This is a genomic window from Actinomadura meyerae (genome assembly GCF_900188445.1).
GTDB classification, from domain to species: domain Bacteria; phylum Actinomycetota; class Actinomycetes; order Streptosporangiales; family Streptosporangiaceae; genus Spirillospora; species Spirillospora meyerae.
In genome coordinates this window covers 58,653-78,776 of sequence record NZ_FZOR01000030.1, presented here as the reverse complement: position 1 = coordinate 78,776, position 20,124 = coordinate 58,653, and the positions used below count along the sequence as shown (strand labels likewise).

Genomic DNA, 20,124 nt, shown 5'->3' with positions numbered 1-20,124 from the left:
CAGGCCGCGGCTACCTCCGGTACGGCACGCCGGAGGGATTGAGCGGCGGCCGGAACGAGTAGACGAGTCCGCAGAACCTGTTCAGCATGACGAAGCGACCGCCCGGCACCTCGGCCACACCGCCCGGGTCGGCGGATGCGACATCGGCCATCGAACCGTCGAACCCTTCGCAGTCCTTCAGCGGCCCGAGCGACAACATCTGCAACTCGCCATGACGTGTCACCAGCGCGGGACGCGGCTTCTCCTGCAGAGGAGAGACGCCGCCCAGAAGGAGAACGTCGCCGCCGCTCAGCGGGACCGCCGCCGTCCAGGGCGGCGCCTGCCTCGCCGAGGCGGGGAACCGAGTGACCTGCACACCGCCACCGCTCCCAACTCGCAAAAGGCCGGTCTCACCGAGAACCAACAATCTCCGTGCACCGTCGATGGTGAGATCGGTCGCTTGGAAGTCCCCGGTCCGCCCCAACTCACGCAGAGCCGCCTCATAGCCGGGTGGCTCCGAACGCTTGAGCACATCCCGTCCGGCGACTTCGAAAAGCCGCCCGGATCGCGAGAGCAGTATGGGCACCCCATCGTCCCGCACCGTGAACTGGGCACCTTTCCACTCCTCATGCAGCCGCTCTGTCTCCGAAGCAGGCAACGCCTTCCCGGATCGGTCGAGAAGTTTGAAGCGGGGGTGGCGGTCCTGCTCCGACCCCAGCACCTCAGTCCTCTCGAGGCTGGAAAGAGACGTGCGGGACAGCTGAAGCCCCGCATAGGAGGCCAACTGCCACAGGCGATCACCGGAAACGGCCAGCTGAGCACCTGCCATGCCGATCGCCAGCATGGTGATCCGTCCGTCCCGCTCGATCTTGGCGATCTGCCGGCCGCCGTCTCCGGCGAGCGGGACATAGATCTCCCCGGTCCGCCGATCGGCTGTGAGGCCACCGTTCGAGCGGATGTTGACCCGGACGGCGTACTCCCCGTCCCGTGGAGTGCGGCTCGTTTCCCGATCCCCGGCAGCGATCACAGCCTGGCCTGGGCGTGTCGGTTGAGGGGTCGGGTTGAAGGTGGGGGCGGACGTGTGGGTGCAGGCGGTCAGGGTCGCTAAGAGGGCTACTGGCGGGATGACCCTGGTGTAACGCACGTGTCGATGATGCCAGGGGCGGGGCCCGGAGGGCGTGGGGTGCGTCACGTTCGGAGGGTCGTTGGGCCGGGGCGGGGGTAGGGATCACGTGGCGGGACTTGCATCGCAGGGTGTGATGTCTGCCACGATGGCATTGCGGCTTTTGTCCCTTACCGGGGTCAGTGGCCGTTGACATCGGCCGGCGACGCGGCGATCCCGTGTTCCGGCCCCGAACGAGGAGTGTCATCGATGACGATCGACTCCGTGCGCGGCGCACCCGGTACCACCGAGCTCGCCGAGCCCGAGCTCGTCCGGCTGCTCACCCCCGAGGGGGAGCGCGTCGAGCATCCCGACTACCCCCTGGACCTCAGTGCCGAGGACGTTCGCGATCTGTACCGCGACCTGGTGGTCGTGCGGCGGATCGACATGGAGGCCGTGGCTCTGACACGGCAGGGGGAGCTCGGCCTGTGGGCCTCGCTGCTGGGCCAGGAAGCGGCGCAGATCGGGTCAGGACGTGCGCTGTCCGAGCATGACATGGTGTTCCCGACGTACCGGGAGCATGGTGTCGCGTGGTGCCGGGACGTGGATCCGCTGAAGCTGCTCGGAATGTTCCGGGGCGTGAACCACGGCGGGTGGGATCCCGCCGAGCATGGGTTCCATCTGTACACCGTCGTGATCGGCAGCCAGACGCTGCACGCGACCGGCTACGCGATGGGCGTCCAGCGGGACGGGGTCCTCGGGACGCCGAAGGCGGGCGCCACGATCGCCTACTTCGGGGACGGGGCGACCTCGCAGGGCGACGTCAACGAGTCGTTCGTGTTCGCGTCCGTGTTCAACGCGCCGATCGTGTTCTTCTGCCAGAACAACCAGTGGGCGATCTCGGAGCCGCTGGAGAAGCAGACGCGGATCCCGCTGTACAAGCGGGCGCAGGGCTTCGGGTTCCCCGGCATCCGGGTCGACGGCAACGACGTGTTCGCCTGCCTCGCGGTGACCAGGAAGGCGCTGGAGAACGCCCGGACGGGCCAGGGCCCCACGCTCATCGAGGCGTACACGTACCGGATGGGCGCCCACACGACGACGGACGACCCCACGCGCTACCGGCTGAAGGCCGAAGAGGAGGCGTGGAAGCTCAAGGACCCGATCGAGCGCGTCAAGGCGTACCTGGTGCGGAACGACCTGGCGGACGCGGGGTTCTTCGAGAAGGTCGAGGACGAGGCGAAGCAGCTCGCCAAGGAGCTGCGCGAGGGCTGCCGGTCCATGCCGGACCCGGAGCCGCTGTCGATGTTCGACGAGGTGTACGCCGAGCGGCATCCGCTGATGACCGAGGAGCAGGAGCAGTTCGCCGCCTACCTGGCGTCGTTCGAGGAGGAGGCGAAGTGAGCACCACCCTGACCCTCGGCAAGGCGCTGAACGAGGGCCTGCGCAAGGCCATGGAGAACGACCCGAAGGTCCTCGTGATGGGCGAGGACGTCGGGAAGCTCGGCGGGGTCTTCCGGATCACGGACGGGCTGCAGAAGGACTTCGGCGAGGAGCGCGTCATCGACACGCCGCTGGCCGAGTCGGGCATCGTCGGGACGGCGATCGGGCTCGCGCTGCGCGGGTACCGGCCGGTGGTGGAGATCCAGTTCGACGGCTTCGTGTTCCCGGCGGCCGACCAGATCATCACGCAGCTCGCGAAGATGCGGATGCGGTCGCTCGGGGCGCTTGCGCTGCCGGTCGTGGTGCGGATCCCGTGCGGCGGCGGCATCGGCGCGGTCGAGCACCACTCGGAGTCGCCCGAGGCGTACTTCACGCACACGGCGGGCCTGCGGGTGGTGTCGTGCTCGAACCCGGTGGACGCGTTCGCGATGATCCAGCAGTCGATCGCGTCCCCCGACCCGGTGATCTTCTTCGAGCCGAAGCGCCGGTACTGGGACAAGGCCGAGGTCGATGTCGACTCGGACGAGTGGACGCCGCTGCATCAGGCGCGGGTCGTCCGGCCCGGGGAGCACGTGACGGTGCTGGCCTACGGGCCGGCGGTGAAGACGTGCCTGGAGGCGGCCGCGGCCGCCGCCGAGGAGGGGCGGTCGCTGGAGGTCATCGACCTGCGCTCGCTCAACCCCCTCGACATCGGCACGGTGACGGAGTCGGTGAACCGGACGGGCCGCTGCGTGGTCGTGCACGAGGCGCCGGTCTACAGCGGGTTCGGCGCCGAGCTGGCCGCGCGGATCACCGAGCGGTGCTTCTACCGGCTGGAGTCGCCGGTGCTGCGCGTCGGCGGGTTCTCCACCCCGTACCCGCCGTCCCGCCTCGAGGACCAGTACCTGCCCGACCTCGACCGCATCCTGGACGCGGTCGACCGGACCTTCGCGTGGTGACGCCGGTGACCGAGCCGAAACTGTTCAAGCTGCCGGACGTGGGCGAGGGCCTCACCGAGGCGGAGATCGTGAAGTGGCACGTCCAGCCGGGCGACACGGTCGAGGACGGCCAGACCATCGTCGAGATCGAGACGGCCAAGGCGATCGTGGAGCTGCCCTGCCCGTTCGATGGCGTGGTGACCGAACTGCTGGCCGCCGAGGGTGAGACCGTGGACGTCGGCGTGCCGATCATCGCGGTGGACGCCGGCGGGGACGGCGCGGTGGCGACGCCGGTGTCCGAGCCTCCGGCGCAGGCGGCGGCGCTGCGCGAGGAGGGCTTGCCGACGGCGAACGAGCCGGGCATGGTGACGCCCGAGGAGCCGCCGAAGCGCCAGCCCGTGCTGGTCGGGTACGGGGTCAAGGAGGGGGCGACGAAGCGGCGGGCGCGCAAGGCGTCCAACGGGGTCGCGGCTGCCGTTCCGGCCGTGCGGCCTCCGGCGCCTCGTCCACAGCCTGTGGACAACGGGTTGCCGCTGGCGAAGCCACCCGTCCGGAAGATGGCGAAGGATCTCGGGATCGATCTCGCCACGGTGACGGGGACGGGGCCGCAGGGCTCGATCACGCGGGAGGACATCCTCGCCGCGCAGGCCGTCCCGCAGGCGCAGGCCGTCCCGCAGGCCGCTCCTCAGGCGGGCGTGCGCGAGGAGCGCATGCCGGTCAAGGGGGTGCGCAAGGCGACGGCGGCGGCGATGTCCGGTTCGGCGTTCACGGCTCCGCACGTCACCGAGTTCCTCCAGGTGGACGTCACCCGCACCATGGAGACCGTCAAGCGGCTCCGCGAGCTTCCCGAGTTCGCGGACGTGAAGGTGTCGCCGCTGCTGCTGGTGGCGCGCGCGCTGCTCACCGCCGTGCGACGGCACCCGATGGTGAACTCCACCTGGGTGGACGGCCCGAACGGCGCGGAGATCGTGGTCAAGCACTACGTGAACCTGGGCATCGCGGCGGCCACCGACCGCGGCCTGATCGTGCCTAAGGTGAAGGACGCGCAGGACCTCGACCTGCCCGGCCTCGCGCGCGCTCTGCAGGAGCTGACGGAGAAGGCGCGCGCGGGCAAGGCGTCCCCGGCCGACCTCTCGGACGGGACGATCTCCATCACCAACGTCGGCGTGTTCGGCGTCGACACCGGGACGCCCATCCTCACGCCCGGTGAGGCGGCGATCCTGGCGTTCGGCCAGATCAGGGACATGCCCTGGGTTCACGAGGGCGAGCTGGCCATCCGCAAGGTGACCACGCTGGCCCTCTCGTTCGACCACCGCATCGTGGACGGCGAACTGGGCTCCCGCGTCCTGCGCGACGTCGGGGACATGCTGGAGGATCCCATCCGCATGCTCGCCTGGGGCTGACATGGTCCGAAGGGCCGGTGCCGCGTTCGCGGCGCCGGCCCTTCGGCCGTCAGGAGGCCCCGCAGATCTCGGGAGACCCCGCAAAGTTCAGGAGGCCCCGCAAAGTTCAGGAGGCCCCGCACATTAAGAGACGGGGACCTTGTCGACCTTGCCGAACGGGCCGGCGTTGAAGGTCACCGACCTGACGTCGCCGGGCGGGGCGGGCAGGTAGACGAAGCCGCGGGCGGGCTTGCCCACGGCGGTCAGGAAGGTGGCGCGTCCGGCGTCGACGTAGATGTTCGTCCCGCCCTGGCGCGCCGGGCCGACGCGTACGGCACGGTAGACGTCCTTACCGCCCGGCATCTGGATGCTGAACGAACCGAACACGGCCCCCGGCTGGTCGGGGTCCGGGTAGGAGGCGTCGGGAGGTATGGTCCCCGGCCCCTCGTTCACGATGTTGAACACGGCGACGATGTAGGCGCCGTCCCGGTAGAAGGGTTTGACCTCCAGGCGCCGCTTGTCGGCACCGAAGGCGGCCGTGCGGGTCGCGACCGTCTTGCCGTCCTCCGTCTGGAAGTCGGCCGGTGAGGTCGTGCCGCGCGCGCTTGGCTTGACCCGGTAGGAGATCTCGACGCGGTTGTTGCGCGCGGCGTCCCTGGCCGCGCGCTCCGCGTTCCCCTTGCCGGTCGCCGTGTAGGTGAAGCCGTCGCCCAGCCGCGTCTTCATCTCCTTCATGACGGCGTCGGCCTGCTCCTTCGAGAGCTTCGCGTCATCGCCGTCGGTGTGGCCTTCGATCGACAGCGCGCCCGTCGCCCTCGTCTTGATCTGCTGTGCCGTCTCGTCCAGGACGGCCTTCGCGCCGCTGGACAGCTTCGCCGAGCCCTTGTCGAACAGCGCGTCGGCCCGCAGACCGACGGTGACCTCCGACCCGCTGGACGTCACGTCCTTCGTCTCGCCCTCGACGATGTCGTACAGGTCGACCGGGTTCGGCCCCGGGCCGGACGAAGGCGGCGGTGAGGAGGGCGGCGGCGAGGAGGGCGGAGGCGTGGTCGCCGGTGGGGTCGTTGACGGCGGCGGCGACAGCGGCGTGGAGCGGCCGAAGGGCTCCGCCCCCACGGACGTCTCCACGCCCACCGACGGCTGCGACGACGGCGCGGACGACGGCACCCCGGGCATCGGCGGCGTGGACGGCGGCATCGAAGACGGCGGCATCGAAGACGGCGGCGCCGAGGGGGTCGGGGTCGCGGAGCCGGTCGTCACGGGGATGCCCGTGAACTCCCCGGCCGTCCCCGGCGTGATCGCGGAAACCTTCGCGACGTCCGCCGGGATCGGCGGGTACTCGGCGGCCATCTCGCGGCTGGAACCGGGCGTGATGTCGGAGCCGCTGGTGACGCCGGTCGGCTTGTAGAGGCGCCGCCCGACCGGGTCGACCAGCGCGATCTCGAACGGGACGGACTTCACGGCCGTGTCCAGCGACGTGACGCTGAACCGCAGCACCGCCTTGCCCGCCTCCCGCTGGACGCCCCTGATGTCGAGCCGCGCGTGCAGCCCGTCCGCGCCGCCGAACCAGCCCTCGCGCGAGAACGTCCCGCTGCTCTGCGCGGCGGGGCTCGGCGCGGCGCCGCCGGGCCCGGCGGTCGGCGGGGCGACCTTCTCGGCCTTGTCGGCGTCGGAGCAGCCTGCGACGAGCAGCAAACCGGTGAGGGAAACGGCCAGGGGCAGCGCGCGCATCGATGAACCGGTCCGGGGTGGAGGCGGGCGAGGGACGCGGCCAACAGTAGTCAAACGGAGCGAGCCCCCGCCATCAGATGGCAGGGGCCCGTACAAACCGGGTCAGACCGAATCAGACTGAATCAGACCGAATCAGAACGCCTCTTCGGGGAGCTCCATCACGTCGAGGGTCGTCGCCTCGGTGACGGCGCGGTCGGCGGCCAGGCGCGGCAGGACGGTCTGGCAGAAGAACTGCGCCGCCGCGACCTTGCCGTTGTAGAACGCCTTGTCGGAGTCGGAGACGCCCCCGCCGCCGAGCGCGGTCAGCGCGACGTCGGCCTGGCGCAGCAGCAGCCAGCCGACGATGAGGTCGCCGAGGCCGAGCAGCAGGCGGGTGGTGTTGAGCCCGACCTTGTACAGCTCCTTGGGGTTCTCCATCGAGCCGAGCGCCCACCCGACCATCGGGTTGAGGATGCCCTGGACGTCCTCCAGCGCGCGGCCGAGCAGCGCCCGCTCGTTCTTCAGCCGGCCGTTGCCCGCCTCGGACTCGGCGAACGCCTTGATCTCGCCCGCGAGCACCTTCAGCGCCTCGCCGTTGTCCCGCAGGATCTTGCGGAAGAACAGGTCCTGGCCCTGGATCGCGGTGGTGCCCTCGTACAGGGTGTCGATCTTGGAGTCGCGGATGTACTGCTCGATCGGGTAGTCCTGCAGGAAGCCGGACCCGCCGAGGGTCTGCAGCGACTCCGCGCCGAGCAGCGCGTAGGCGCGCTCGGAGCCGAAGCCCTTCACGATCGGCAGCAGCAGGTCGTTGATCTTCTCGGCCTGCTCGTCCTTGCGGCCCTCGTGCTCGGCGACCTGCACGGCGTCCTGGTAGGACGCGGTGAGCAGCACCAGCGCGCGCATGCCCTCGGCGTACGCCTTCTGGGTCAGCAGGCTGCGCCGGACGTCCGGGTGGTGGGTGATCGTGACGCGCGGGGCGGTCTTGTCCGTCATCTGCGTCATGTCGGCACCCTGGACGCGCTCCTTGGCGTACTCCAGCGCGTTCAGGTAGCCGGTCGACAGGGTCGCGATGGCCTTGGTGCCGACCATCATCCGGGCGTACTCGATGACGAGGAACATCTGCTTGATGCCCTCGTGCACGTCGCCGACCAGGTAGCCGATCGCGGGGTGCTTCTCGCCGAAGGTCAGCTCGCAGGTCGTGGAGACCTTGAGGCCCATCTTCTTCTCGACGTTGGTGACGTAGGCGCCGTTGCGCTCGCCCAGCTCACCGGTCTCGACGTCCACCAGGTACTTGGGGACGAGGAACATCGACAGGCCCTTGGTGCCGGGGCCGGCGCCCTCGGGGCGGGCCAGCACCAGGTGGAAGATGTTCTCGGCCATGTCGTGCTCGGCCGAGGTGATGAAGCGCTTGACGCCCTCGATGTGCCAGGTGCCGTCCGGCTGCTGGACGGCCTTGGCGCGCCCGGCGCCGACGTCGGAGCCCGCGTCCGGCTCGGTCAGGACCATCGTGGCGCCCCACTGGCGCTCCAGGGCCAGCTCGGCGAACTTCTTCTGCTCGGGCGTGCCGATGTGCCAGAGGATCTGGGCGAAGCCGGGGCCGGAGGCGAACATGTAGACGGCCGGGTTGGCGCCGAGCACCTGCTCGGCGACGGCCCAGGTGAGGGAGCGCGGGGCGCCGCTGCCGCCGAACCCGGGGGCGAGGTCGAGGCGGTACCACTCGGCGTCCATCCACGCCTTGTAGGACTTCTTGAAGCCCTCCGGCATCGTCACGGTGCCCGCGGCGGGGTCGAACACCGGCGGGTTGCGGTCGGCGTCCTCGAAGGAGGCGGCGAGCGGGCCCTCGGCGAGCCGGTTCACCTCGTCGAGGATGCTGCGCGCGGTGTCCTCGTCCAGTTCCGCGTACGGGCCGCTGCCGAGGAGGTCCTGGCGCCTGAACACCTCGAAGAGGTTGAACTCCAGGTCCCGGAGGTTGCTCTTGTAGTGCCCCATTCGAGACTCCGTTAGATCCGGCGGCGGCCGGCGGCCCCGCTGCGTACTGGTGGGTAACTCAACATCATGCTACCCGCTGGTAACCAGTGGCAACCACTTGATTCCAGGGCGATCCGGCCCACACAGGCCACATCGAAGCACGCGCAGGTCGGACCATGTGACACAAATCACGAACTCGTCGCCGTCCTGCGCGTCCGGTACCGGGCCGCCGCCTCCGGCGGCCCCGGCCCGGCCCGCCGACCTGCGCCGGGCCCGCCGCGGCGACCCGCACCGGACCCTCCGCCGGGCCGCTCGGACGTGGTGGGAAGATCGGGCGGGGGCTTGAACATCGTGAGGCACGAGGAGGTGCGCATGAATGAGGCGGAGTCCGGGGCCCCGAGGCTGACCGTCATCGGAACCGGCTACCTCGGCGCCACGCACGCCATCTGCATGGCCGTGCTGGGCTACGAGGTCCTCGGCGTGGACGTCGACCGGAACAAGATCGACCGGCTGGCGTCCGGCGAGGTCCCCATCTTCGAGCCCGGACTGCCGGAGCTGCTCACCAAGGCGCTCGACTCCGGCCGGCTCCGGTTCACCACCTCGTTCGAGGAGGCGGGCGCGTTCGGCGACGTCCACTTCCTGTGCGTGGGGACGCCGCAGCAGGCCGGTTCGGACGCCGCCGACCTGAGCTACCTCGACGCCGCCGTCCGGGCCCTCGCCCCGCACCTGCGCCGCCGCGCCCTCGTCGTCGGCAAGTCCACGGTGCCGGTCGGGACGGCCGCGCGGCTCACCGGCCTCGTCCAGGAGCTGGCGCCCGCCGGGAAAGAGGTCGAGCTGGCCTGGAACCCCGAGTTCCTGCGCGAGGGCTTCGCCGTCGACGACACCCTGCGCCCCGACCGGATGGTGTTCGGCGTCGCGTCCGACTGGGCGGACGAGCGGCTGCGCGCGGCGTTCAAGCCCGTCCTCGACCTCGGTACCCCCGTCATCCGCACCGACCTCGCGACCGCCGAGCTGGTCAAGGTCGCCGCCAACTCGTTCCTCGCCACCAAGATCTCCTACATCAACGCGATGGCGGAGGTGTGCGAGGCGGTCGGCGCCGACGTGAAGGACCTCGCCGACTCGCTCGCGCTGGACGACCGCATCGGCGGCAAGTTCCTGCGCCCCGGGCTCGGGTTCGGCGGCGGCTGCCTGCCGAAGGACATCCGCGCGTTCGCGCACCGCGCCGAGGAGATCGGCGTCGGGCAGGCCGTGTCGTTCCTCCGCCAGGTCGACGACATCAACCGGCGGCGCCGCGCCCGCACCGTCGACCTCGTCCGGGAACTGCTCGGCGGCGACTTCGCCGGCAAGCGCATCGCCGCGTGGGGCGCGGCGTTCAAACCGAACTCCGACGACATCCGGGACGCGCCCGCGCTGGACGTGGCGCGCACCATGCACGGCCTGGGCGGCGACGTCCGCGTCTACGATCCGGCCGCGCTGGACAACGCGCGCGCCGCGTTCCCCGAGCTGCGCTACGGCGAGAGCGCGCTCGACGTCGCGCAGGACGCCGACGTGGTCGTCCTGCTGACCGAGTGGTCGGACTTCCGGGAGGTCGACCCGGAGGCGCTGGCCGCGGTCGTCCGGCACCGGCGGATCGTGGACGGGCGGCACGCCCTCGACGCCGCGCAGTGGCGGGCCGCGGGCTGGGAGTACCGGGCGCTCGGACGCTCCTACCGGGAACAACCCGCCATATCGGGCCGTTGACGGCGACGAGGGCACCGGTCCGCTCGATGCGGGCACCGGCCCTCCCGGACGAGGTGCGCCGTACCCGGAAAGCCAAGACGACGCGTGACCACCGTCGTCTCGCACCGGGAGCGCATCCGTGGCCTGGGTCCTCGTCATCGTCGCCGGCCTCTTCGAGGTCGCCATGGCCCTCTGCCTGAAGGGCAGCAAGGGCTTCACCGAACCGCTGCCGTCCGCCGGCTTCCTCGTCTTCGCCGTGACCAGCTTCGGGCTGCTCAGCCTGGCCCTGAAGCACCTCGACGTCGGCACCGCCTACGCCGTCTGGGTCGGCATCGGCGCGGTCGGGACGGCGACGCTCGGCATGCTCGTCATGGGCGACCAGGCGTCCGCCGTCAAGATCGGCGCGCTGGCGCTCATCATCCTCGGCGTGATCGGGCTGAACCTCGCGGGCGGCGGCCACTGACGGCCGACCGCGCCCGCTGGCCGCAGGCGGCCAGCGGGCGCGGCCGTTCGCAGGTCACAACCGTTTCCGCGGAACGTAATCTCCCGTAACAGCGTCTATGGGACGACGAGAGCGCGGGGAGTGCTCTGACACGGGAGGGACCGGCCTTGGTCTTCAAGAAGCTGCGGCAGGCGATGGGCATCGGCGGCCCGTCGATCGAAACGATCCTGCACGACCCGAACACGATGCCGGGCGGCGTCGTCACGGGCGAGATCACCATCATCGGCGGCCAGTACAACTCCGACATCAAGTCGGTGAACCTCGCGCTGCGCACGAGGGTCGAGGTCGAGTCGGGCGACAACGAGTACACCTCCAACCTGGAGTACGCGAAGATGCCCGTCGCGGGCAGCTTCAGCCTCCAGGAGGGCGCCCGGCACAGCGTCCCGTTCCAGATGCCCATCCCGTGGGAGGCTCCGCTCACGCACATGTACGGGCATCCGCTGCACGGCACCACGGTCGGCATCGCGACCGAGCTGGAGGTGGCGGGCGCGCTCGACCCGGGCGACCTCGACCCCATCGCCGTCCACCCGCTGCCCGCGCAGGAGCGCATCCTCGCCGCCTTCTCCAACCTCGGCTTCCAGTTCCGCAACGCCGACTGCGAGAAGGGGCGCATCTGGGGCGTCCACCAGGAGCTGCCCTTCTACCAGGAGATCGAGTTCTACCCGCCGGGCCAGTACGCGCGCGGCATCAAGCAGCTCGAAGTGACGTTCGTGTCGTACCCGCAGTCGATGGAGGTCGTGCTGGAGCTCGACAAGCGCGGCGGCGTGTTCACCGAGGGGCACGACGCGTTCAGCCGCTTCACCGTCGACTACGCGACCGTCGAGCACACCAACTGGGAGCAGCAGCTCGACGGCTTCCTGCAGGAGGCCGGACGCCGCCGGGGCTTCTTCTAACCGGCGGGGCGTCCAGCCGGCGGGGCGTCCAGCCGGCGGGGCGTCCAGGCGCCCGCCCGGAACGGCCGGGGATCCCCTCCGCGAGGTTGATCGCGGAGGGGATCTCCACCTAGAAAGAGGTCCCGTGCCCCAGCCCCCCGGACTGAACAACGCGGAACGGCGCCTCTGGGCCGCGTTCCCGACCGGCGCCACCGTCGTCCTCGGCGACGACCGGCCCGCCGGGCCCGATCCCGACCGCATCGTCCGCGCCGAGATCATCACCCGGCTGCTGCTCGGCGCCGGGGAGACCGTGCCGGGGGCGGTCGCCGCCGTCCGGCTTCGCGGCGCCTACATCACCGGGCGGCTCGACCTGTCGGGCGGCTCCACCGAGCACGAGCTGCTGCTGGAGCACTGCCGGCTCGTCGAGGAACCGGACTTCTCCAACGCCGAGACCCGCCAGCTCCGGTTCGCCGACTGCCGGATGCCCGGCTTCGACGCCGGCGGGCTCCGCGCGGACGGCTACATGAGCCTGTCCGGGTCGCGGATCGACGGCTCGGTGCGGCTGCCGCGGGCGCAGCTCGCCGGCGGGCTGCGGATGAACGGCACGCGGATCACGGTGGACGACCCCGGCACCTGGGCGATCTTCAGCGGCGGCCTGGTGGTCGAGGCCGGCGCCTTCATCCGGGACGCCGAGATCACCGGCGGGATCCGGTTCGTCGGGGCGCGGATGAACGGCGGGCTGTTCATGGAGCGGACCGTCCTGAACAACCCCGGCCGGATCGCCCTGGACGCGCAGAACATCGTCGTCGAGGACGCGGCCGAGCTGAGCAACGGCTTCACCGCCTACGGCACCGTCCGGCTCCGCAGCGGCCGCTTCAACGGCATCCTGTCGTTCAGCCGGGCGCGCCTCGACTCCGCCGACCCGAAGCGGATGGCGCTGCACGCCAGCCACATCCAGGCTGACGAGATGCTCCTGTGGCCGCAGGATCAGATCAAGGGGCGGGTGTCGCTGTCGTACTCACGGATCGACCTGCTCACGGACCATCCGTCCATCTGGCCGGACGAGCTGTATCTGGACGGCATGACGTACCAGACGCTGCGCAACGCCGCGTTCAAGGACCGGCTGAGCTGGGTGTCGCGGGACGAGGAGTTCCACCTCCAGCCATACGAGCAGCTCGCCGGGTACTACCACGGCATCGGGCACGACGACCTCGCGCGCAAGGTCCAGCTCGCCAAGCTGCGCGCGCGCCGCCGCGGGCTCCACCCGGTGGCCAGGGCGTGGAACTACTTCCTGGACTGGACGGTCGGGTTCGGCTACCGGCCGTGGCTCGCGTTCGCCTGGTTCGCCGCACTGCTCGCCCTCGGGACGACCGTGTTCTCGATCGAGCACCCCCGGCCGGTGAAGCCGCGCGACGAGCTGCCCGACTTCCACTCGCTGATCTACACGCTGGACCTGCTGATCCCGCTCGACACGTTCGGGCAGCAGCTGTCGTACGACGCGGTGGCCTGGTCCCGGTGGGTCGCCTACGGGCTGGTCACGACGGGTTGGGTGCTGGCCACCGCGCTGATCGCCGGGGTGACCCGGGTGCTGCGCCCCAACTAGCCGCACCGCCACCGGCCGCGGACCGTTCGGCCATGCCGGGGCGGGCCGCCGAACCAACTCCCCGCCCCGGGCGTCCACCCGGACAGGGACCGACGAGAATGGGACTCCATGGGCACGTATCTGATCACGGGGGCGACGGGCGGCATCGGGACGGCGGTCGCCGAGCTGCTCCGCGAGCGCGGGCACGACCTGATCCTCACCGGCCGCTCCCCCGAGCGCCTCGGCGCGCTCGCCAGGACGCTGGGGACCGGGGCGCACGCCGCGACCCAGGTCATCAACCCCGGCGCGGTCGCCGCGCCGCCGCGCGCCGGGACCGTCACGACCGTCCCGCTGGACCTGACGGAGCCGCGCCGCATCGAGGCGTCCCTCGCGGTGACCGGGCTGCCGCCGCGGCTGGACGGCGTCGTCCACGCGGCGGGCATGGTGCACCTGTCGCCGGTCGCCGAGCTGGAGGCCGACGAATGGATGGAGCACCTGTCGGTGAACCTGGTGTCGGCGGCGGAGCTGACCCGGCTGCTGCTGCCCGCGCTGCGCGCCGCCGAGGGGCACGTCGTGTTCGTGAACTCGACCGCCGGGCTGCGCGCGAACCCCGAGTGGTCGGCGTACGCGGCGAGCAAGTTCGGGCTGCGCGCCCTCGCCGACTCGCTGCGCGCCGAGGAGCCGAAGCTGCGCGTCACGACCGTCTACCCGGGGCGGACGGCCACGGAGATGCAGCGGCGGGTGCGCGCCCAGGAGGGCCAGGCCTACGCCGAGGACGACTTCGCGGCGCCGGGCACCGTCGCCCGCGTCCTCGTGGCGGCCCTGGAGACGCCGCGCGACGCGGTCGTCTCCGACGTCACCGTCCGGCCGAACTGACCGCGCTCGGGGCGCTCATTCCGGCCAGGGGCTGTCGAGGATCATCCGGACGAAGTCGGCGCGCTCGAAGCCGTCCATGTAGTGCTCGAGGACGTCGGCGTTCATGTTGCCGAAGGTCGTCTCGGGGCGGTGGACGTTGCCGTCGGTGAACGCCCGCAGGATGCGGTTCTTGAAGTCCGGGCGCGGGTGCGCGCTCGTCACGGCGCCCCGCTGCTCGTCGGTCAGGTCGTCGTAGCCGCGCCCCAGCACGTCGGTCTCCACGCCCGCGTTGACCAGGGCGATCACGGGGTCGAGGAACTCGGGAACGCCGGGCGTGGTGTGCAGGGCGATGCCGAGCCACACGGTGCGGGCCTCGGCCTCGCCGTAGCCGCGCTCCAGGAGGAAGTCGCGCGCGGCCTGGGCGCCGTCGACCTCGAACCGCAGGTGGGAGTCCCGGTAGCCGGGGGTCAGGCCGAGGTCGTGGAACATGGCCGCCGTGTAGAGCAGCTCCATGTCGGGCTCCAGCCCCCTGACCCGGCCCTGGAGCGCGCCGAAGAGGAACACGCGCCGCGAGTGGTGGTAGAGCAGGTCGTCCTCGGTGTCGCGGATGTACTCGGTCACGTCCCGGACGAGCGGCGTGTCGGGGACGGTGATACCTGCGATCATCTCGGCCATGGCCCCGGGGTACCCGCGTCACCGCAGGTCACGCGCCCGGCGCAGGGCACGACCGCGGGGCTCAGCTCCGGCGCAGGAACCAGGACGCCAGCACGCCGCCGAGCAGGCCGAACAGGTGGCCCTGCCAGGAGATGCCGGGGTCGCCGGGGACGACACCGAAGATCATCGTCCCGTAGACGGCGACGACGGCGACCGCGATGCCGATGTCGACCAGCCGCCGCTCGAAGATCCCGCGCCCGACCAGGTACCCGAAGAACCCGAAGATCAGGATGCTGGACCCGAGCGTGTTGGCCGAGCTGAGGAACCACACCCCGAGCCCGCCGACCACGATGATGATCAGGCTGGCGGCGAGGAACTTGGCGATGCCGCGCGCCGCCGCGATGAACCCGAGGACGACGAACGGCAGCGTGTTGGCCATCAGGTGGCCGAAGCCCGCGTGCATGAACGGGGCGGTGAAGATGTCCGGGAGGTCGTTGACGTCGCGCGGCTGGATCCCGAACCGGTCGAGCCACCCGTCGGTCGTGTAGTCGAACGCTTCCAGCACCCACATCACGGCGGTCACCGAGATGATCAGGACGAGCGACGACAGCGCGCGGAACCCGTGCTTCGCCAGCTCCTCGGAACGCTGCCGGTCGGGGGTATAGCTCATGTCTGCCACCGTATGTCTGAGGCACCTGTCTGAGGCACCGTGTGCCTGGACGTCCCTGAACCGTCAACGACCGGGACGCGGCGAAGGTGCCATCGGGCCTTTCCGGCATAGTGGTCGGATGCGCGCTGCGATCTGCGAGGAACTCGGCTCGGTCGTCGTCACGGAGACCGCCTCCCCCGCCCCCGGGCCCGGTCAGGTCCTCGTCACCGTGGAGGCGGCGGGGGTCAACTACGTGGACGCCCTCTTCGTGCAGGGCCGGTACCAGATCAAGCCGCCGCTGCCGTTCACGCCGGGCAGCGAGGTGGCGGGGACGCTGCCGTCCGGGGAGCGCGTCCTCGCGATGTGCGGGCTCGGCGGCTTCGCGACCGAGGTGGCGGTCCCGGCGGCGTCGGCCGTCCCGATCCCGGACGAGCTGGACTTCCCCCGCGCCGCGACGTTCACCCAGAGCTACTGCACGGCCCTGTTCGCCCTCCGCGACCGCGCCGCCCTGCGACCGGGCGAGTCGGTGCTCGTGCTGGGCGCCGGCGGCGGCGTGGGCCTGGCCGCGGTGCAGATCGCGAAGGCCATGGGCGCCCGCGTCCTCGCGGCGGCGTCGACGGAGGCCAAGCGGGAGGCGGCCCGCGAGGCCGGCGCGGACGAGACCATCGGCACCGATGACATCAAGACGGCCGCCCGCGCGTGGTCGGACGGCGGTGTGGACGTGGTCTACGACCCGGTCGGCGGCCCTCTCGCCGACCCCGCCCTGCGCTCCCTGCGCGAGCGGGGCCGCTACGCCGTGATCGGGTTCGCGTCCGGGGACATCCCGTCCCTCCCGCTGAACCAGGTGCTGCTGCGCAACCGCGCGATCGTCGGCGTCGACTGGGGTGCCTGGTCGATGGCGAACCCCGGGCCGCAGCGCGCCCTCCTCGACGAACTCCTCGCCATGGTCGCGAAGGGCGATCTCACCCCGGTGCCTCCCCGCACGGCACCGCTCGCGTCCGCGGCGGACGTCCTGGACGACCTGCTGAACCGCCGCGTCGTGGGCAAGGTGGCCCTGCTCCCCTAACGGCCCTGATCCCCTAGCGGGCCCTGCTCCCCTAACGGGCCCTGATCCCCTTGCGGGCGGGTCAGGCGGCGGAGGCGTGCTCCGACTCGGAGGCGTCGCCGCGCACCACGATGACGGGCAGCGGGCGGCGCGCCGGGGCGTCGGCCGTCCGGCGGAGGTAGCGCCGCTCCTCCGGGGTCGTCCCGCCCCAGATGCCGTCGGGTTCACCGACCTTCAGCGCCCACGCGAGGCACTCGGCCTTCACGGGGCAGTTCGCGCAGATCGCCTTGGCGGCGTCCTCCTGCGCCTGGAGCACCGGCGCCGAGTAGCCGATCGGGAAGAAGAGGTCCGGATCGGCACCGCGGCAGATGGCGTGGTCGGTCCAGTGCTCCTCGTTCTCGTTGTTCTCGTTGATGTGCATTGGCTTCTCCCTGCGCCGCGACGAGACCACCGTGCGGGGTTCTCCTCGGCCGGGGTGGTCTCCACTCAACGTAGTACTACGACACGTAGTACTACAAGACATGCGTGAACGTTGCAACTTAGCGCCCGGATAACCTGTGGGGTGTGCAGCGTGATCAAGAAGTGACCTTCCGCGAGGCGACCGCGGCCGATCTCCCCCAGATCGTCCGGCTTCTCGCCGACGATCCCCTGGGATCGACCCGTGAAACACTGGGCGAGGAGATCCCGGAGGCCTACTTCTCCGCCTTCGCCGCGATCGAGAAGGACCCGAACAACACGGTGATCGTGGCGGAGGTCGCGGGCGAGCTCGCCGGCACCCTCCAGCTCACCTTCATCCCCGGCCTCACCTACACCGGCGGCGAGCGCGCCCAGATCGAGGGCGTCCGGGTGGCCGCCGAGCAGCGCGGCCGCGGCGTCGGCCAGCTCATGATCGACCACGCCATCGAGCGCGCCCGCGCCCGCGGCTGCCGCGTCGTCCAGCTCACCACCGACCGCCAGCGCCCGGACGCGATCCGCTTCTACCAGAAGATCGGCTTCCGCCCGTCCCACATGGGCATGAAGTACCACCTCACCTAGCCGCCCACCGCGCTAAGAAGCGACGAGCGCGCCGACCACGCTGCGGAACCATCCGCCACGGCCGCGCCGAACATGCCGCGCCGCCCGCCGCTCGCCCCCCGCACGGCGCGAGTGGACGGGCGCACGCGGCTGCGGGACGGTCATGCTCGATATCGGCGGACTCGAAGGCCGCACATTTCGCCGCGCGGGCAGGACAGCGGCCGCCGATTCCTCCAGCGAACGGGCCAGGACGGCTGGATCGGCCGCTTCAAGCAGCCGGTCATGGCCCGCCCGATCACGCACGACGGCCCACCATCGCCCGGTGAACTCGCCCCGCCAGACCGGCACTCCGGGAAACCGGCGCGCCAACTCGGCCGCGACACGCTCGGGATCGAGTTCGGCCGCCGCCCACGGGCCCGTCACGATCGCTCCCCCAGGTGCCCGAGGATGGCCACGACCGCGTCCGCGACCCGGCCGGTAGGCGCGATCGGCTCGCCGCTGGACGTCCAGAACGGCACGTTGCCGAAGTCCTCGGCCCTCGCGCGGCAGGTGAAGAGGTCGGATGCCAGCGGGTCGCCGGGGATCGATCGATTCGCCATGGCCAGTGCTCCGTTCCTGGTCATGCCCCGGACGACCCGGTGTTGGCGCACCGGCCCGAGGCCGCCTCGTGTGTCAGGTAGTTCTTTGCGACCGTGCACCGCCATGGCCGCCCGCCGCGCTCGGCGGAGAGCGCCGCCTGATGTCGGGTCGCGCCCTGCCGTCAGCGCTGTCGGGTCACCGCCCGTATGCGCTCGGCGAGGCCCTCCGGGGTGTCGGCGTCAGCGGACGCCTGCTCGTTCAACTCCTCACGTACGAGCGGCCCGCGAGTCGCCCACCACCGGCCTCGATCGGTCACGATGATCGACCAGCCGGGGAACTCGTTGCGCAGTTCGGCTTTGACCCGCTCGACGTCGTCCGTGGTCGTATTCACTGTTGGCACTTCCTGTTGCGATGCTGAAGACGTTCCGGTCACCATCAGTGAACGTGTGGCAACAGTCACGCATCTAGGGGGAGACTGGGGAGGGAGGGGGAGGCGATGCTTCTCCCCCCGACGAAATCGGTGTGAGGTGCTCCGCAACATGTCCACCGCGAAAAAGGCCATCGGGGCACGGCTGCGCGCGCTTCGCGAGGAGCCCCGCCGGGCCGACGGGCGTCCACGCTGGTCTCGTGAGAAGTGGGCCATGAGGCTGCGTGCCGCCGCCGACGACCCGAGCGCTCTACCCGGTGTCTCCAGCCTCGCCGACATGGTCAAGCAATGGGAGACCGGCAGGCATCTCCCCGGCCCGGTGTACCGCCCGCTGTACGCCCGGCTGACGGGCGTCGACGAGACCGAGCTCTTCGCGGACGAACCGGCAACGTCAACGGCCATCGACAGTCGCGACGCGCCGGAGACGGGAATCGCGGCCGAAGCCGTCACCGTCAGGTCTGGTATCGGTCACCATGGGCCTGTGGCGCCTGAACTCGTCGGCTACTTCCGCCAGCAGCTACCCGGCCATTACGGCGCGGACATGTGGCTCGGCCCGCATATGCTCATCCCCACCGTGGGCGCGCAGACCCGCCTGATTCAGGAACTGGTCCAGACGGCCGCCGCCCCCGTCCGACGCGGCCTCCTCGAAATGGGCGTCGCCTATGCCGCGCTACTCGGGTGGCTGTATCAGGACGCCGCAGATCTGCCCCATTCAGCACATTGGCGCGCGGTCGCTCTCGACATGGCGCACCGGCACGGCGATCCCGACCTCATCGGCTACGCCTTGGCCAACAAGGCCATGCATGCAGTCGATCTGGGCGATGGCACGGCGATCGTCGACTACGCACAGGCCGCGCTCGCCGACGAGCGGCGCCTTTCGCCCAAGGTTCGTCTCCTCGCCCTCGTCCACCTCGCTCATGGATACGGCTTCACACGCGACCGCGCGGCCCTCGACCACGCGCTCGACCGCGCCGAGGCCCTCATCGACCTGGTCGATGAAGAACAACCATGGGGCAATGCGTGCCGACGCACTCCGCACTACATGGCCATTCAGCGCGCCACCGCGTACGGGCGCTCGGGCGACCACGAGGACGCCGCTCACCTCTGGGATGAGATCCTCGGTGACCAGCCCGGGAATTACCGCCGTGACCATGGCGTATTCCGGGCACGGCAGGCTGCCGCGCTTGCCGCGGGCCGTTCAGCGGAGCCCGAGAGGGTCGTGCGAATCGCGGCCGGGGCCGCGGCGGCGTGCACCGAAACGGGATCGGAACGGCTCCGCGGTGAACTGGCGGCGCTGCCCGCGCGGGCATCAGCGTGGACGCATAGCCCGCATGGCCGCGAACTGGCTGAGATCATCGCGTCCGTCGCCTGACCACGGAGGTAGCCGTGTCCATCCCCGAACCTCTGACGGACGAGCAGATCGCCGAGCGTCTGGCGGATTTGCCCGGTTGGGAACGCGATGGTGACGCGATAACGCGGACGTTCAAGCACTCGTACCACGAGACCGTGCACCTGGCGATGTACGTCGCGGCGAAGGCCCGCGAGGTCGGGCACCACCCGGACATCCACATCACCTGGCAGCGCATCCGGTTCCGCATCACCACGCACGACGCCGGCCACCGGATCACCGAACGGGATGTCGAACTGGCCCGCCACATCGACGCGATCGCGGCCGGACATGGCGCCGAGCCCGTCTGAACCGTGACCGTCCATCCATGCGAGCGGTGG

21 protein-coding genes and 1 riboswitch are annotated in these 20,124 nt (G+C 70.9%); of the genes, 12 read left to right on the top strand and 9 right to left on the bottom strand.

Features of this window, described 5'->3' with window-relative positions; translation table 11 throughout:
- Positions 1-10 precede the first annotated feature (10 nt).
- On the bottom strand, positions 11-1,123 hold the full coding sequence (locus CHF16_RS26905) for a hypothetical protein (protein WP_143228139.1): 1,113 nt from the start codon (positions 1,121-1,123) through the stop codon (positions 11-13).
- Between the two features lie 228 nt (positions 1,124-1,351).
- Here CHF16_RS26905 and pdhA point away from each other — a divergent pair, with 228 nt between their 5' ends.
- From pdhA to CHF16_RS26890, 3 genes are read left to right on the top strand one after another with little or no spacing between them, the layout of a single operon-like run.
- Positions 1,352-2,482: a pyruvate dehydrogenase (acetyl-transferring) E1 component subunit alpha gene (pdhA, locus tag CHF16_RS26900; RefSeq protein ID WP_089328924.1), complete on the top strand. Its 1,131-nt coding sequence runs from the start codon at positions 1,352-1,354 to the stop codon at positions 2,480-2,482.
- Positions 2,479-3,459, top strand: a complete 981-nt coding sequence (locus CHF16_RS26895) for an alpha-ketoacid dehydrogenase subunit beta (protein WP_218826849.1) — start codon at positions 2,479-2,481, stop codon at positions 3,457-3,459. Before pdhA ends, CHF16_RS26895 begins: the two co-directional genes overlap by 4 nt.
- 5 nt (positions 3,460-3,464) lie before the next feature.
- A complete protein-coding gene (locus CHF16_RS26890; RefSeq protein WP_089328953.1) occupies positions 3,465-4,841 on the top strand; it encodes a dihydrolipoamide acetyltransferase family protein in 1,377 nt (458 codons plus the stop codon).
- A 123-nt stretch (positions 4,842-4,964) separates the two neighbouring features.
- On the opposite strand, the gene CHF16_RS26885 is transcribed toward CHF16_RS26890, so the two are convergent.
- Together CHF16_RS26885 and CHF16_RS26880 are read right to left on the bottom strand one after the other, a co-directional pair.
- Positions 4,965-6,551 carry an OmpA family protein gene (locus tag CHF16_RS26885; RefSeq protein ID WP_089328923.1) on the bottom strand — a complete coding sequence of 529 codons (1,587 nt, stop codon included), beginning with the start codon at positions 6,549-6,551 and terminating at the stop codon, positions 4,965-4,967.
- Between the two features lie 132 nt (positions 6,552-6,683).
- Positions 6,684-8,519, bottom strand: a complete 1,836-nt coding sequence (locus CHF16_RS26880; protein ID WP_089328922.1) for an acyl-CoA dehydrogenase — start codon at positions 8,517-8,519, stop codon at positions 6,684-6,686.
- 351 nt (positions 8,520-8,870) lie between these two features.
- Here CHF16_RS26880 and CHF16_RS26875 point away from each other — a divergent pair, with 351 nt between their 5' ends.
- From CHF16_RS26875 to CHF16_RS26855, 5 genes are all read left to right on the top strand, one after another.
- Entirely contained in the window at positions 8,871-10,238 is a 1,368-nt protein-coding gene (locus CHF16_RS26875; protein ID WP_089328952.1) for a UDP-glucose dehydrogenase family protein, read from the top strand.
- Between the two features lie 25 nt (positions 10,239-10,263).
- Positions 10,264-10,325: riboswitch (guanidine-III (ykkC-III) riboswitch) on the top strand.
- Positions 10,326-10,356: 31 nt separating this feature from the next.
- Positions 10,357-10,680, top strand: coding sequence for a DMT family transporter (locus CHF16_RS26870; protein WP_089328921.1), 324 nt, complete (start codon positions 10,357-10,359; stop codon positions 10,678-10,680).
- 146 nt (positions 10,681-10,826) lie between these two features.
- Positions 10,827-11,612, top strand: coding sequence for a sporulation protein (locus tag CHF16_RS26865; RefSeq protein WP_089328920.1), 786 nt, complete (start codon positions 10,827-10,829; stop codon positions 11,610-11,612).
- A gap of 124 nt (positions 11,613-11,736) precedes the next feature.
- A complete protein-coding gene (locus CHF16_RS26860) occupies positions 11,737-13,194 on the top strand; it encodes a hypothetical protein (RefSeq protein ID WP_089328919.1) in 1,458 nt (485 codons plus the stop codon).
- Between the two features lie 108 nt (positions 13,195-13,302).
- The gene (locus CHF16_RS26855; protein ID WP_089328918.1) at positions 13,303-14,049 is read left to right on the top strand and encodes an SDR family oxidoreductase; all 747 of its coding nucleotides are present in this window, start codon (positions 13,303-13,305) and stop codon (positions 14,047-14,049) included.
- 15 nt (positions 14,050-14,064) lie between these two features.
- Here the strand turns inward: CHF16_RS26855 and CHF16_RS26850 are convergent, their stop codons facing one another.
- A complete protein-coding gene (locus tag CHF16_RS26850; protein WP_089328917.1) occupies positions 14,065-14,703 on the bottom strand; it encodes an HD domain-containing protein in 639 nt (212 codons plus the stop codon).
- A gap of 61 nt (positions 14,704-14,764) precedes the next feature.
- Positions 14,765-15,352: a rhomboid family intramembrane serine protease gene (locus tag CHF16_RS26845; RefSeq protein ID WP_089328916.1), complete on the bottom strand. Its 588-nt coding sequence runs from the start codon at positions 15,350-15,352 to the stop codon at positions 14,765-14,767.
- Between the two features lie 118 nt (positions 15,353-15,470).
- On the opposite strand from CHF16_RS26845, the gene CHF16_RS26840 reads away from it, so the two are divergent.
- Positions 15,471-16,397 carry an NADPH:quinone oxidoreductase family protein gene (locus CHF16_RS26840; RefSeq protein ID WP_089328915.1) on the top strand — a complete coding sequence of 309 codons (927 nt, stop codon included), beginning with the start codon at positions 15,471-15,473 and terminating at the stop codon, positions 16,395-16,397.
- Positions 16,398-16,458: 61 nt separating this feature from the next.
- Here CHF16_RS26840 and CHF16_RS26835 read toward each other — a convergent pair whose 3' ends face one another.
- Positions 16,459-16,797: a WhiB family transcriptional regulator gene (locus tag CHF16_RS26835; protein ID WP_089328914.1), complete on the bottom strand. Its 339-nt coding sequence runs from the start codon at positions 16,795-16,797 to the stop codon at positions 16,459-16,461.
- A 143-nt stretch (positions 16,798-16,940) separates the two neighbouring features.
- Between CHF16_RS26835 and CHF16_RS26830 the strand changes: the two genes are divergently transcribed.
- Positions 16,941-17,411: a GNAT family N-acetyltransferase gene (locus CHF16_RS26830; RefSeq protein ID WP_342750129.1), complete on the top strand. Its 471-nt coding sequence runs from the start codon at positions 16,941-16,943 to the stop codon at positions 17,409-17,411.
- Positions 17,412-17,423: 12 nt separating this feature from the next.
- Here the strand turns inward: CHF16_RS26830 and CHF16_RS39670 are convergent, their stop codons facing one another.
- From CHF16_RS39670 to CHF16_RS26820, 3 genes are all read right to left on the bottom strand, one after another.
- Complete coding sequence (locus CHF16_RS39670) at positions 17,424-17,813, bottom strand: hypothetical protein (RefSeq protein ID WP_143228138.1); 390 nt, start codon at positions 17,811-17,813, stop codon at positions 17,424-17,426.
- Positions 17,810-17,989: a hypothetical protein gene (locus CHF16_RS26825; protein ID WP_089328912.1), complete on the bottom strand. Its 180-nt coding sequence runs from the start codon at positions 17,987-17,989 to the stop codon at positions 17,810-17,812. The genes CHF16_RS39670 and CHF16_RS26825 overlap by 4 nt, the downstream gene beginning before the upstream one ends.
- A 161-nt stretch (positions 17,990-18,150) precedes the next feature.
- On the bottom strand, positions 18,151-18,360 hold the full coding sequence (locus tag CHF16_RS26820; protein ID WP_089328911.1) for a hypothetical protein: 210 nt from the start codon (positions 18,358-18,360) through the stop codon (positions 18,151-18,153).
- A gap of 148 nt (positions 18,361-18,508) precedes the next feature.
- On the opposite strand from CHF16_RS26820, the gene CHF16_RS26815 reads away from it, so the two are divergent.
- Together CHF16_RS26815 and CHF16_RS26810 are read left to right on the top strand one after the other, a co-directional pair.
- Positions 18,509-19,768, top strand: a complete 1,260-nt coding sequence (locus CHF16_RS26815; RefSeq protein ID WP_143228137.1) for a helix-turn-helix domain-containing protein — start codon at positions 18,509-18,511, stop codon at positions 19,766-19,768.
- 14 nt (positions 19,769-19,782) lie between these two features.
- On the top strand, positions 19,783-20,094 hold the full coding sequence (locus CHF16_RS26810) for a 4a-hydroxytetrahydrobiopterin dehydratase (RefSeq protein ID WP_245869268.1): 312 nt from the start codon (positions 19,783-19,785) through the stop codon (positions 20,092-20,094).
- Positions 20,095-20,124 lie beyond the last annotated feature (30 nt).